Raw genomic sequence first — 13,483 nt, forward strand, 5'->3', positions numbered from 1 at the left:
TGATTTGCAGACTCATTTTCGAGAATTGGAGCTCGCGCATCGCGAGCTGATTTCCCTCAAGCAACAAGTCCTTGCGGCTCGTGCGGACGAGAAATTTGCGGCTTTTCTCCTCGCCTTGAAGGAGAACTTCAATCCCGATCAACCGCGCGACGAGTTGGGTCGCTGGACGAGCGGTGGCGGGGCGTCCGCGCAATACGACGACAACGTCATCGACAACGAGAGCGCGTCGTCTCTCGACGGCGCGGAATACATCGCGGCCGGGTCTGTCAATATTGACTACTCGAAAGCTTACACTGGCGACCCAAGGATTGACCGCACGACCAGAACCCTCAGCGAAACGCTAGGCAACGTCATGGAGAAGATGGACTTTATCCCAACATGGACGCCTCAAATGTACGGCACTGCGGTCCACACCGCTTTTGGGTGGACCGTCCGGGGAATGGGAATAGAAGGCATCGGCTACTATGATGTCGAACAAAGCTTCCGCGATGCAGGCCCTATCGGGTACGGAGCGCCCGGCAGCATCCGGACCGACGTCGTGCTCCGAGATGACACTGGACAGACTCTTGCAATCTACGATGTGAAGACTGGAAACGCCGAAATTTCGCCCGCCAGAGCGAGAGATATTCGGTCCAACGCGGGCGTTGTGGATCGGTGGGTGCCAATTATTGAATTGAATGTCATTCGCGGAGCATCCATCAAATCTCGCCCAGCAAAGCGCATCATCGGACACGTCATTGCGCGTTTGTATCGCGATCGTGAACTAGCGCAGAATCTTCGGATGGTCCGAACCGGCGGCGTTGTACGTTGATGACGCGCTGAATCTCTGCTCGGAAGCGATGTCTATCTCCAACGAAGGCTGCGATATGTGCCGCTTTCGACTTCAGTTGGAATTGAGATTCATAGCCGAAGGTTTCCCAAGTTGCGACTTTGTCAAAAAGCTTTCGGGCCGTGTCAAAATCGTCTGCCAATCCAGCAGCGATAGCTGCCTCGAAAGCACGGCGATCCGGACCTGTTGCCTTGCGCCAATCACCTGTCGGGACCAGAGCAAAAAGCTGACGGCTAATATCTGAAATCAAAGCGAGGTCGCGGCGCAAACGCTCAACCTCTCGAGCTGCCTTTTCGGCATACTCCTCCATGATAGGACGAAACTGCTTGGCACTTTCGAAACGCACAAAATCCGCGATCCGATAGCCGAGGTCGAAGCTTTGATAGTCTTTCTCATACCAAAGCCAGCTCGCGCTAACGACGAGGTAAGTCCCCTTCTCCCAACCGCTTGGATCAAACGTGACTAGTATGAGCCAATAACGCTCGTCCGAATACCAAGTGCGCGACTGTCCTTTCCGAACACATCCAATCGGCGCGAGCGCAGCCTTCGCTGCCGCTGCAATGATCTTCCCGTGCTCGTTCTGCTTTGCCATACCGACGCCGTCGTTCGGCATCGATCATAAACAAAATGCCCGGCGCGAAGGCCGGGCACTCGAAAATATATCAGCGAGCGGAGTGCGTTACGCGACAGCGCCCTTGATCCACTGCTCGAGCTTCTGCTTCGGCGCAGCGCCGACTTGACGCGAGGTGAGCTCGCCGCCCTTGAACATCATCAGCGTCGGGATCGACATGATGCCGTACTTCGAAGCCGTCGCCGGATTCTCGTCGACGTTGACCTTCACGATCTTCACCTTGCCGGCCATTGCGCCCGAAATTTCTTCCAGCGCCGGCGCGATCATCTTGCAGGGGCCGCACCACTCGGCCCAGAAATCCACGACCACCGGCTCCGACGACTTCAGAACCTCGGACTCGAAACTCGCATCGGAAACTTTGGAAACGCTCATAGCGACCTCATCGCGTGTGATCAGGAAAGAGGACGACCGGCCCTCTGTCCGATCATGCAGAGAACTGGCGAATCGAAAAAACGATCCAACGGATCGAATAGCTGTGCCCGGAACGGAACTTAGCGCGAACCTTGCGGCGCTCTAAGCCTGAATATAGAGCGCGATTGGGAATCTGCCAGGACCCATCGGGAGGCGGAAACTAGGGATCGCCTTACCGATAATCAAGACCCCGCCAAGCCGAATTCCACCGCCGCGCGATCCAGGAATTCTGCAGTGATTTCTTGAGCTTGCGCGGTCTCGGTCCAAATCAGCACAGCTCGGATGGTGCGGTTTGGGTAGAGCGGACCCAACAAGGCCCGGTAGAGCGCGAGCTGCGTTGCATATTGCGCAAGGCTGCCGCCTTTGCCGGCATCGCGGTCGGTTTTGAAGTCGGCGATCAAGACGTCCTGCTCAGTGACAGCGAGGCGATCGATCTGACCCGAGACCGTAAACGTCTCACCATTCAGCTTCGTCAGCGTACCGACGAGCGGCACCTCGGCTTGGCTACCAGGTGCGAACACGGCCGCGAACCGAGCATTACTGACGATGCTCATCACGTTGGCGATGATGGATGCACGCTCTTCGGCCGGCAGCAGCGCACTGCGTTGCGCGAGAAAAGTCTCCGCCGCCGTTTTGCGATGCTCCGGTCCGACATCGGGCAGCGATTGCAGAAGGCGATGCACGACGACGCCACGCTCACGCGCGCGCAATGCGGCAGCTTCCTGCTCGGGCGAACGTGCTCGGCGCTTCGCCAGCGCTTGCGACGGCGAAATGCGCGCATCCTGACTTGCCGCGGCAATGGGTTGACGCAACCACGCCGGCGGTGCTTCCGGCGCGGCCGTAACGACCACAGGCTTCGGCCGTGGCAATCCAAGCAATTCCGGCGACTTCTGCCAGCGCCAAACGATCTCGCCATCCGGCGCACGCCGCTCGACCGCGCCGGGCTTCAACGCCTCGCTGACGAGATCGTACCAGCAGTTCTCCGGGTTCTTCTTTTGCCGCCGCGCGCCGCAAACGATCAGTTTGTCTTGTGCACGCGTCATCGCAACGTAGAGCAACCGCAAATGCTCGTGCTCGGCGGCGCGATGCGCCGTGAGCCGTGCCGCATTGCCCGCAGCGGCATCTTCTTGTTTGCGCCCGAGCCACAGCAACGGCGAGTCCTCGCGCGCCGTCGCCGACACGATGCTCGGCTCCGGTCCACGCGGCAGATTCGTCGTGTCGGCCAGAATGACGATCGGCGCTTCGAGACCTTTCGCGCCGTGCACCGTCATCACGCGCACCTCGTCGCGCGCGACGTCCATGTCGCGTTTGACTTCAGCATTCGCGGCCCTCAGCCACGCGACAAACCCTTGCAGCGACGGCGGATTGTTCCGCTCATAGTCGATCGCCAGCGCAAGAAACTCGTCCAGCGCGTCGTCGGCCTCGTGACCAAGTCGCGCGAGGATTTGCCGGCGACCGCCATCCGCGCCGAGCAGGCGCGCGTAAAAATCGAAAGCGCCTTCGCTACGCGCACATTGTTCCAGCTCTTTGAATCGCGCAGCGACTTTGGCGAAACGCGGGTCCGCCGCGCCGTCGAGCACATCGCGCAATGGCTTTTTTCCGCGCCCATATGCGAGTGCGAACAGCGCATCGTCGTCGAAACCGAACAACGGACTCTTCAGCACTTCGGCGAGCGCGAGATCGTCATCGCGCATCAGCAACGCGTCGGCGAGCGCCATCAAATCCATCACGGCGATATGGTCCGTGAGTACGAGGCGGTCAGCGCCCGCGACCTCGACATTCGCGACCTTCAGCGCGCGGATCACGGCTTCGAACAACGGCCCGCGCTGGCGAACCAAAATCAAAATATCGCCGGGACGTAGCGGCGCGCCGTCGCGCGCCTCGACCGGCTCTTTTGCTGCAATTGCACTCGCGACATAACGCGCGATACGCCGCGCCAGAATAACCGGCGGGCTCTCTTCACTCACCGCGTCGAATGGCGCATCCCACGGCTCAGGCTGTTTGCGCTCGGGCGGATCGGCCAGCGGCCAAATCTCGATGCTCCCGGGAGCGTCGGCGCGCACTGCTTCGTGCAGCGTCGCGACCGGATCATGCGCGAGACCCGCATGTGCACGCGGATCCTTGAATACTTCGTCGACCGCGCCGAGCACGTCGACAGTCGAACGGAACGAGTGCCGTAGCGGCACGCGCGAGAACGTCAGCTTCGCGCGCTTGTGAAGCTTCTCGTAGTGCTGCCGCTTCTCGTCGAACAGATGTGGCGCCGCCCCTTGAAACGAATAGATGGATTGCTTCTCGTCACCCACCGCGAAGATGCTGCGACGGACATGCGCGCGCGCGCCTTGGCCCGCGAAGAATTCCGCTGTCAGCATCGTAATGACGTCCCACTGCGAAGGGCTTGTATCCTGCGCTTCGTCGATGAGGAGATGGTCGATGCCGAGATCAAGACGATACATCACCCAGGCCGATCCGTAAGCGTCGAGCAACGCGCGCGTCTTCTCGATGAGGTCATCGTAGTCAAGCAAGCCGCGCCGCGACTTTTCACTGCGATACCGCGTGACGATCTCGAATGTCACCGTCGCCAGCGCAGCCGCACGATCGCGCGCGACGATCGCGCGACGCCGCTCCATCAGTCCGGCAAGTCGCTCCTTCTCGACATCGAGCCGAGCCATCAATTCCGGATAGTCGGCTGCGAGCCCTTTCGTGGCCAGGCTCTTGCGCATGCCATCTTCGGTGCAGAAGACATCGAGATAATCGTCGAGACCGCTGCCGCCGTTGGACAAGGCACGGCGCAGGCGTGCGCCCTGTTTCTTGTCGGATTCAGAGCCTTCCGCGAACACTGCGGCAGCATTCGCCCAATCGGTGCGCGGCAGTCCGCGCGCCAAGATCTCCGCATCGATGACGTCCGTTGTATCGTTCGCCGCAACGCCGAACGTCACGTTAAGCTCTTCAAGCGCAGCCTCGGCGCTCTCGGCGCGTTTGAGCCATGCCTCATAGGCCGAGCGGCGCATCACGGCCTGCTTCACCACATCCGAGAAGGTAATGTCGGCCGCGACGATCAACGCCGTCGAAAGCGCAGTCGCGAGACCTGTACCGGGCTTCTGCGCCGCCTCGAGCAACACCTCGATGCGCAGCAGATTGATCAATTCATCCTGTGCGCGCTCCTCCATCACCTCGAACCCGGCCGAAACTCCGGATTCGAACGGGAACTGATGCATCAGCGCACTGCAGAAAGCGTGGATCGTCTGAACCTTCAAACCGCCCGGCGTCTCAAGCGTCTCGGCGAACAAGCGGCGCGCGCGCAGTAGACGCGCCGCATCCGGCGGCTTGCGCTCAATCTTGCCGATCTCGGCGCGCAAGCTCGCGTCGTCCATCGTCGTCCACGAGGCGAGCGTTTTGAAAACGCGCAGTGCCATATTTGCGGCCGCGACTTTCGTGAAGGTAAGGCAAAGGATTTTCGACGGGTCGACGCCATTGAGCAGCAGACGCGTCACGCGCTGCGCAAGAACGTAAGTCTTGCCGGAACCCGCATTGGCCGACACCCAAGCCGAGCCGGCCGGGTCCGACGCCTTAAACTGCGCCGCCTCCAACTTCTCGGGAATTTTCTTCGGCGCCGCCATCTATTCTTCCTCGACCACGCCGCCGGTCGCCGACCATTCGCGCACGCGCGCGAGCAGATCGAAATCGCCGTAGCGTTGGCGGAACTGGGGCCGCGAGCGCGAGAGATACGGCTGCTTCTCGTCCTCGAACCGCAGCAGCAATTGCTTTAAATTTTCGAACGCGCGCACGGCTTCAGCATCCGGCGACGTTTTCTTCCAAGTCTCCTCTTCGGAGAGTTCACGCACCAAACCCGGCGGCTCTTGCCCCTTGAGCTGCACGTAGGTGAGCCCCGTCACGCTCGATCCAGCCGGCACATCTTCGAAGCCGCCGCCTTGCGCGATCGCGGCTTCGAGCGTGAGCTGCGGCGCAAGACCGCTCAGCACCTCCTTCGCGCCCTTAGCGTTGCCGGTCTTGTAGTCGACCAGCGCAAAAGAACCGTCTCGGCGCTTCTCGATGCGATCGGCGCGCGCCGATAACTTGAACATGCGATCGCCGATCAGGAATTCGAGTTCGCCGCGCTTCTCGGCGAACACCGTATCGACATCAACACGCCGCGCCGGCTCCCATTCGGCGAACCAGCGCGCGACGCGCAGAAAACGTGGCCACCAAAACGCTTGCGCATCGGGATGCGCCGCCAGAGGCTCGAATGCTTTGCGCCCAAGCTTGATCAATTCAGCGTAGGGATCACTCGGCAATCCGTCCGCATACAGATCGGTGAAATCTTCAATCGCGTTATGCACCGCGCTGCCGCGGTCGCGCGCGCCCGGCGGGGTATCGACCGGGTCGAGCTTCGCAAGCCCAAGCACGCGCTTTGCGTAAATCGAATATGGATCGCGCAAAAACTCCTCGATTTCCGTGACGCTGAATCGTGTCGGCCGCGCGGCGAGCGGCGGCTTCGGCTCCGGTGCCGCAATCCGCGCGATCGTTTCCGGCATATCGAGCGAACGCGCCCACGCGCGATATTTCTCGCCACGCTGCAGCGCAAGCTTCCATGGGCCTTCGCCCAGCACAGCTTGCAGCCGCTGCGTGAAACGCGACGGCACGGTCGGCGCCCCGCCGACTTTCATCGAGCGCGTCATGATCACATCGCGTGTACCAAGCGCTTGCGCGAAATCGTGCGCCGTGAGGCCGATGCGGCGCTCCGGCAGGTCGAGCCCAAGCTGCTGCCGCATCGGTCGGCTGAGCCACGCGTCCGACTGCATCTGCGGCGGCCACACGCCTTCGACAAGACCGCCAAGCACGAGACGATCGACCGTCTGCAATCGCGCTTCCAGCAAACCGAAAATCCGCACGCGCGCCGTGCGGTCCTCCGGCGGACGGGTGACGCGACCCGCGAGCACACGCTCGAAGAAGGCCGGGTACTCAAACGCCGGCATGCGGAATGACTGCGCGGCGCCGGATTCGGCAAGTTCCGCCAGTGCCGTATCGATCAGCTCCGCCTCGCCGTCATCGTGATCGCTGAGCGCATCGAGCACGGCACGATGCCGCGCCGCGAAGTCGGCGAGTGAAGACTGCTGACCGGCCAACGACTCCAGCGGTTCTAGCGCAGCATGGAGAGCTGTCGCCAACTCGTCCGCAGCGTCAAACTGCCATTTGTCGAGCTTTGTACGCTGGTCGGCGCGGTGCACTTTTCCGCCATCGATATCGGCTCTCAGCAAAGCCACCGCCTGAATCAACGACGCACTGCCTGCCGCGGGTCGCGGGCCGCGCAGCACTGCACGCTCGAGCGCGACGGCGGCTTTGGCAAAACCGCCCTCACCGCGGCCAAGGCGAAACTGCGAATGTTTGACCAGCGCGAGCAGCGGCACCGGCTCGGCGCCGCGCAACGCCACCGTCGCGGCAAGCCGCGCGAAAATCCCGGCGCCCGATTCCGACAACGCCTCACCGCCGGAATCTTCGACCGGCACGCGCCAACGCGCGAGCGCTGCTTTGACGCGGCGGGCCAGCGTGCGATCCGGCGTCACCAGCGCGGCGGTGCGTTTGGGATCCTCCATCGCCTCGCGCAGCGCGACCGCAATCGCGAGCGCTTCTTGCTCCACCGTCTCGGTCTCGATCACGGCGACATCGTCGAATCCCGCCGCCAGCGCATCGCCGCCATCGAGCGTCGCCCAATGTTCCGTCGCGGCCGCGGGACGCAGCGCTTCGCTGACCAACTTATCCCGGATCGCCAGCGGCGCGGCGACAAGCTCTTCCACCTCGTCGCGCTCGACGCCGACGAGATTGAGAAAGCCAAACATGCCGTATTGCGGATGCGCGACGCTCGGGTCGGAGAAACCCGGCGGCGTCCCGCCGATCTTGCTCCACGACTCATTGTCGAGCGAGAGATCGAGGCCCGGAAGCACAACGGTGCCTTGCGGCAGCCGTGCGATTTCGGCGAGCAAGCGCGCCGTCGCGGGCATCGATGCGGTTGAACCCGCCGCGATGACAGGCCCCGGCGCGCGGTTCCGCAAACGCTCGGCCTCTGCAGCCAGCAGCGCGTCGCGTCGCGTCGAGAGATCGACGAGCCCCTGCTCCTTCAGGAAAGCCGGCCACGCTTCGCCCGCGATCCCCAGAAATCTCAGCGTCAATTGCCAGTACGGATCGAAATCGTCAGGCACCAGCTTGTCGAGCTGCTTCCAGTCGACATCGCGCGTGACCATGTCGTCGATCAGTCTCGCCAGCGCGTCGGCGAGATCGAGAACATGCGCGGGCGTACCGGTGATCAGTGGAGCGTCGCCGCTCGCGATCTCCTTCGCGTTGGCAAATTTCTCAACTAGCCCGGCAAGAACCAGCCGCCGCTCCAGCGGGGAAATCGCCGGCGGCACCGTCAGCGCTTCTGCGCGACCTGCGTCCGCGAATACGAGTTCGTCTTCGTCGACGTCGCCGATCGCGATCAACCGCGGCAAAACCGCCGTTCCGCCGCGTCGCAGAAACGCTTCACGCGCGAGACGACAAGCGCGCCGCGTCGGCAGATAGATCGTCGCACGATTGAGCGAGAGCGGATCGCCGGCGGTCGGAAAATCCGCGAACAGTTTGTCGCTCGCCAACGCCTCGATCAGCGTCGGCAGAAACGGTGCCGACGCTGGGATCGATAGAATGCGCGGGCGCCGCGCCATCACGATCTCAAGCCGAACTCAGCAGAACCGCCCGCTCTGCCTCGGCGATCGCGTCCGGCGTTCCGACATGCATCCAAGTGCCTTCCATGCGCAGGCCGTGCAGGCGACCGGCTTCTTCGGCGCGGTCGAACAGCTTCGTCAACGAGAATTCGCCCTGCGGCGCATCCGCAAACAGCTTCGGTGAGAGCACCGCAACACCCGCATAGACGAACGGCGCGACCAGACGCTCCTTGCGCCGCTGCAGCGACCCATCGGTCAGCATTGCGTAGTCGCCGAGCCCGTCATAGCCGATGCTGGTCGCCGTCGCCGCCATCAGCAGCAGTACGTCCATCCTCGCGGGGTCGAATGAGCCGGCCATGCGTTCGAGATTTGGCTTCGGCCCTTCAATCCAGATCGAGTCCGAATTGACGTGGAAGAACGGCGCGTTACCGAGCAACGGCAGCGCTTTGACGACTCCGCCGCCGGTGCCAAGAATTTGCCCGCTCTCGTCCGAGATCGTGACCTTTGGCTTCTTGCGGTTTGCCGTATGCGCTTTGATCTGGTCGGCCAGATAGTGGACGTTGACGATCGCCTCTTCGACGCCCTGATCGGCCAAGCGATCGAGCATGTGGTCGAGCAGCGCGCGGCCGCCCACCTTCACGAGGGGCTTCGGCATCGTCTCGGTCAGCGGCCGCATCCGGGTTCCAAGCCCGGCCGCCAGCACCATGGCGCGGCGAGGCCGCGAAGTGTCGGTCATTATTCTTCGGTTCCGTGATTCTAGAGGTCGAAGGCTAGCACACTGCCCCCGGCCAGCCACGTCAGGATGGGGCCTCAAGCCTTCAGCGGCGGTACATTCTCGTCGTACCAGGCCTTGAGTTTGGCCAGCGACGGATGCGCCAGGGAGCGGCGCATATTGCGCCATACGCGCGGTTGATGACGGAGATATTGCGGCTTCCCGTCGCGCTTATCGAGGCGGGCAAAAATACCCACGATTTTTGTCGCTCGCTGCGCGCCCATCAGCGCGTAAAGCTCGACGAACTGAACCAGATCGAACTCACGATCGCTGGCCCGCCGCCCCTTCATGTAGCGGCTGATCAGCGTGTCTTCGAGCGAAAGCGGCACGTCGACGCGCGCATCCTGCAGAAGCGAAACGACGTCATAAGCCGCCGGCCCGAGCAGCGCGTCCTGGAAATCCAGAATGCCGAGCCGGTCGAGCCCCTGGCGCTCTTCGCGCCACATCAAATTCGGCGAATGGAAATCACGGAGCACCCAGGTCGCCGGCGCGTTCATCGCCGGCTCGAGCGCTTCCCGCCATAGCGCGACATACTCCTCGCGCTGCTCGTCGGTCGCCTGCTTGCTTTGCTGCGGCAAATACCAATCGAGTAACAGTTCGACCTCGATCATCATCGCGTCGATGTCGTAGCGCGGGATGCGATGCTGCACGCCCGGCGCAACCGGAAGCGTGCCGGGCAAATCGTGCGCATGCAGCGACACCAGCGCGTCGATCGCGGTCGCATAGCGCTCGTCGATCGGCGACGGAGGATTGCCGGAGACAACCGGCTCGTTGCCGAAGTCTTCCAGCACCAGCAGCCCTGCATCGAGATCGGCCGCCATGATCTCAGGCGCTGCGAGCCCGCGCTCGCGCAAGCCGCGCGCCATCGCAACGAATGGCGTCACGTCCTCGGCGAGATGCGCGATCTGACTATACGGCTTGCCGTCGCGCACGATGGGGCCGTCAGGCCGCCGCGGTGCGATCATCAGAATTGCGCTGCGCTCGCCATCGACGAGGCGATCGTAAATACGCGTCGACGCGTCGCCTTGCAGACGCACACGCTCGGCCGAACCGAAACCTGCCTCCGAGAGGAAGCGCTGGAAAGTCAGCAGCTTCGCGATATTTTCGGGAACCGGCGGCGCGATATCGAGTGTCACGCGGCGATATTGCGGTCCAAGCTCCGGCGCCATCGCGAAGTGGATTGACATGCGCGGCGTCGGCAATTGGCTGCCGCCGCGATCCGGCCATTCGACCAGCGTCACAGCGCCGGCAAACAGTTCGTCGATGCCGAGTTCAAGCAACTCGTCTTCGTGACCGAGCCGATAGAGATCGAGGTGCACCAGAGGGAACTGCGGGAGATCGTAGGTCTGCACGAGCGTGAAGGTCGGGCTCGGAACTTCGATGCTCTCTTCTCCGGCGAGATGCCGGATGAGCGCACGCGCAAACGCCGTTTTGCCGGCCCCGAGATCGCCGGACAGCGCGACGAGATCGCCCGGCCCAATGGCCGGCGACAAATCTGCTGCGAGCCGACGCGTAGCATCCTCGTCGGCCAAGACGATTTCGGTGCCGGCGTTTTGCATCATGGTGAGCATGACGCCTTTACTCGGCCGCGTCGCGAAGCTTCAGCGGAAAGATACACGTAACTGTTGTCCCCTGGCCTTCCACCGATGTGAGGTCGACCCTTCCCCCATGTAATTCCACAAAAGACCTGACAATGGAAAGACCTAGGCCGGCACCACGGTGCGGGGAACCGCGGGAATCTGTCTCAAAGCGGTTGAACACACGCTCCAGTTGTTCTGCCGGAATGCCTTTGCCGTGATCCTCGACAGTCAACGCGAGTTGCTCGTTGTTGCGTGAGGCCACAAGGCGAATGGTACCATTGGGTGGAGAGAACTGAATGGCGTTAGAGAGCAGGTTATAGAGAATCTGCCGCACCCGCCGTTCGTCGGCCGGAAACGCGCCAATGTTCTCATCCGCGAGAACCTCGAGACGCAACGAACGCTCGTTGAGGCGGTCCTGCAGGCCCTCGGCCGCAGCCGCGATGGTCTTGCGCACATCGACCGCGCCGACGTCGAGCTTCATCGCGCCGGCATCGATCGAAGCAAGATCCAGAATGTCGTTGATGATGGCCAGCAGCGCGCCGCTCGATGACGAGATATAGCCAAGATACTCGCGCTGTTTGCCGGTCAGCGGACCGGTCGTGTCGTCATGCAGCAGGTGCGTGAAGCCGATGATGTTGGTCAGCGGCGTACGCAACTCATACGACACGTGATGCACAAAGTCGCTTTTGAGATCGTCGGCGGCGACCAGCGCATCGTTGCGCTCGCGCAGCGCGCGCTCGACGTTGACGGTGTCAGTGACGTCGAGGAAGCAGACCAGCGTCGAGCCATCCGGCAGCGGTACGGTCTGACAATCGAGCACCGCGCCGTCGGTCCGCTCGAGCCGGCTCGCAAGCGTCTCCCTGCGTTCGAGGCCCGTGACGGCGGTGCGCAATTCGCCCCACCACTCGGCATCGCGATAGAGCGGCGCGGCCCATGAGATGACGCTCTCGATATGCGGACGGCCGGCGAGTTGCGCCGTCGTGATCTTCCACATGCGCGAAAACGCCGCGTTGAAGAGCCGCAAGCGTCCGTCGCTGCCGAACACCGCGAGCGCTTCGGAGAGATTCTCCAACGTCTCGCCTTGCACGCGCATCACGGCGTCGTAACGACGCTCGAGATCGAGCCGCTCCGTCACGTCGTCGAACACGTAAGTGATGCCGCCACCCGGATCTGGGGTCGTCACGACACGAAGCGTCTTGCCGTCCGGCAGATGCCAGAGTTGCTCGCCTGGCTCGACCGCGCGATAGGCTTCGTGCAGTTGCTTGCGCCACTGACGGAAATCGAGCTGCTCGGGAAGTTTCCGCGCTGCGCGCAATTTGTCGAGGATCGCTCCGTCCGTCGGGTTTTGATCGAGGAAGCTCGCGTCGAGATCCCACAACGTGCGATAGGCCGCATTGGTAAACGTCACGCGCTGATCCGCGCCGAATACCGCGACAGCGGTCGGCAGCTGATCGAGCGTGCGGTTGTGTGCTTGGACCTTCTGCGCGATCTCGTCGCGCATATTCTCCACTTCGGTGACGTCGAGACCGATACCAGCGCTACCGCGATCCGACGGCAGATCGAGCACGTCGAAGAGCCGGCGGCGGCCTGCGATAACCACCGGCGTGCGCAACGCGAATTGTTGTCCGCCCGCATGCGCCCGCTGCCACTCCTCGCGCGCCGGACGATCCAGCAATTCGACTTGTCGGTTCAGCACGTCGTCGGATGTCGGCGACGAAACCGCTGCGGCGTATGCCGGATTGACCCAAATGATATGGCCTTCGCGGTCGCGCGCCCATAGCGGCGCCGGGATTGCGTCGAGCAGCATGCGCACCGGCTCGATATCGGCGATAAGGCGCTGGTGCGCGTCGCGCAATTCAGCCAGCGCACGCTCCAGGCCGCCGACATCCTTGAGCCGCAAAATGGCGCGGCCCGAAATAGCGCGGCCTTCCGCCTCGACGTAGCGCCCAGCCAGCGTCGGCGTCATCATGCGGAAGCCTTCACCGCGTGAGCGCAACGTTGCGACGGCTTGTTCGAGATTGCGCGCCTGCTCGGGCGGCAGCCAACTGCCGAAAGTCAGCACGCGGCGCGGAATGGGCGTCGCCGTAATCGCGCTGACATCGCCGATGAAATCGGGCTCGTCGCGACCGGCTTCCCACAACACATAGACTTGCGGCTCGCTGCTGAGCAACGCGACCGCGCGGTCGGCCTCCGCGCGCAATGCAGCCCCTTCGGCGCGCGCCTTCGTTTCGGCGGCGGAAAGCCGCGCGCGCGAACGCACCAGAATAATCGCAGTGAGTGTTGCAAAGCTCGCAGCGCCGATGATCAGCGCGGAGCCGATCACGGCCTGCCGCGACACAAGTCCGAGGCTGGATATGAAGCCGGGATCGCTTGCCTGCACGGACGCCGCAAAGGCCCCGCCCTGCTGAGTCAGCCAGGCGAGCCCTGTCGATGCCATCAGTCGTGCAGATGCGCTCCCGCGATTGGCCGGGATGGCCATGCCTCATGCCCCTCTTGCGATCTACGTCCGCGCTACAATCCGCAGATCGCCTTGCGGGGAACGGCCGCTCGTCCCCCGAATCACAGCAA

At 62.8% G+C, this 13,483-nt stretch carries 8 protein-coding genes; 1 reads left to right on the top strand and 7 read right to left on the bottom strand.

Annotated features, from left to right (window positions below):
- Nucleotides 1-4: 4 nt before the first annotated feature.
- Entirely contained in the window at nt 5-811 is an 807-nt protein-coding gene (locus tag GJW30_RS21390; protein ID WP_130364623.1) for a hypothetical protein, read from the top strand.
- On the opposite strand, the gene GJW30_RS22785 is transcribed toward GJW30_RS21390, so the two are convergent.
- The 7 genes from GJW30_RS22785 to GJW30_RS21420 form a co-directional block, all read right to left on the bottom strand.
- The gene (locus GJW30_RS22785) at nt 735-1,421 is read right to left on the bottom strand and encodes a hypothetical protein (RefSeq protein ID WP_130364625.1); all 687 of its coding nucleotides are present in this window, start codon (nt 1,419-1,421) and stop codon (nt 735-737) included. The two genes, GJW30_RS21390 and GJW30_RS22785, sit on opposite strands and share 77 nt — an antisense overlap.
- 87 nt (nt 1,422-1,508) lie before the next feature.
- Entirely contained in the window at nt 1,509-1,832 is a 324-nt protein-coding gene (gene trxA, locus GJW30_RS21395; RefSeq protein WP_096358386.1) for a thioredoxin, read from the bottom strand.
- Between the two features lie 221 nt (nt 1,833-2,053).
- Entirely contained in the window at nt 2,054-5,488 is a 3,435-nt protein-coding gene (gene addA / locus GJW30_RS21400; RefSeq protein WP_096358387.1) for a double-strand break repair helicase AddA, read from the bottom strand.
- Nucleotides 5,489-8,563 carry a double-strand break repair protein AddB gene (gene addB, locus GJW30_RS21405; protein WP_096358388.1) on the bottom strand — a complete coding sequence of 1,025 codons (3,075 nt, stop codon included), beginning with the start codon at nt 8,561-8,563 and terminating at the stop codon, nt 5,489-5,491.
- A gap of 7 nt (nt 8,564-8,570) precedes the next feature.
- The gene (locus tag GJW30_RS21410) at nt 8,571-9,299 is read right to left on the bottom strand and encodes a nucleotidyltransferase family protein (RefSeq protein ID WP_096358389.1); all 729 of its coding nucleotides are present in this window, start codon (nt 9,297-9,299) and stop codon (nt 8,571-8,573) included.
- 74 nt (nt 9,300-9,373) lie between these two features.
- On the bottom strand, nt 9,374-10,906 hold the full coding sequence (gene tsaE / locus GJW30_RS21415) for a tRNA (adenosine(37)-N6)-threonylcarbamoyltransferase complex ATPase subunit type 1 TsaE (protein ID WP_245408591.1): 1,533 nt from the start codon (nt 10,904-10,906) through the stop codon (nt 9,374-9,376).
- A gap of 7 nt (nt 10,907-10,913) precedes the next feature.
- Nucleotides 10,914-13,352, bottom strand: a complete 2,439-nt coding sequence (locus GJW30_RS21420; protein ID WP_245408592.1) for a PAS domain-containing sensor histidine kinase — start codon at nt 13,350-13,352, stop codon at nt 10,914-10,916.
- Between the last annotated feature and the right edge of the window lie 131 nt (nt 13,353-13,483).

The sequence above is a fragment of the Variibacter gotjawalensis genome, from assembly GCF_002355335.1.
GTDB classification, from domain to species: domain Bacteria; phylum Pseudomonadota; class Alphaproteobacteria; order Rhizobiales; family Xanthobacteraceae; genus Variibacter; species Variibacter gotjawalensis.

What these genes read in the sequence shown, in the direction of transcription:
- GJW30_RS22785 (WP_130364625.1), bottom strand. Translation starts at nt 1,421, where the DNA reads ATGGCAAAGCAGAACGAGCACGGGAAGATCATTGCAGCGGCAGCGAAG.
- trxA (WP_096358386.1), bottom strand. Translation starts at nt 1,832, where the DNA reads ATGAGCGTTTCCAAAGTTTCCGATGCGAGTTTCGAGTCCGAGGTTCTG.
- addA (WP_096358387.1), bottom strand. Translation starts at nt 5,488, where the DNA reads ATGGCGGCGCCGAAGAAAATTCCCGAGAAGTTGGAGGCGGCGCAGTTT.
- addB (WP_096358388.1), bottom strand. Translation starts at nt 8,563, where the DNA reads ATGGCGCGGCGCCCGCGCATTCTATCGATCCCAGCGTCGGCACCGTTT.
- GJW30_RS21410 (WP_096358389.1), bottom strand. Translation starts at nt 9,299, where the DNA reads ATGACCGACACTTCGCGGCCTCGCCGCGCCATGGTGCTGGCGGCCGGG.
- tsaE (WP_245408591.1), bottom strand. Translation starts at nt 10,906, where the DNA reads ATGCTCACCATGATGCAAAACGCCGGCACCGAAATCGTCTTGGCCGAC.
- GJW30_RS21420 (WP_245408592.1), bottom strand. Translation starts at nt 13,352, where the DNA reads ATGGCATCGACAGGGCTCGCCTGGCTGACTCAGCAGGGCGGGGCCTTT.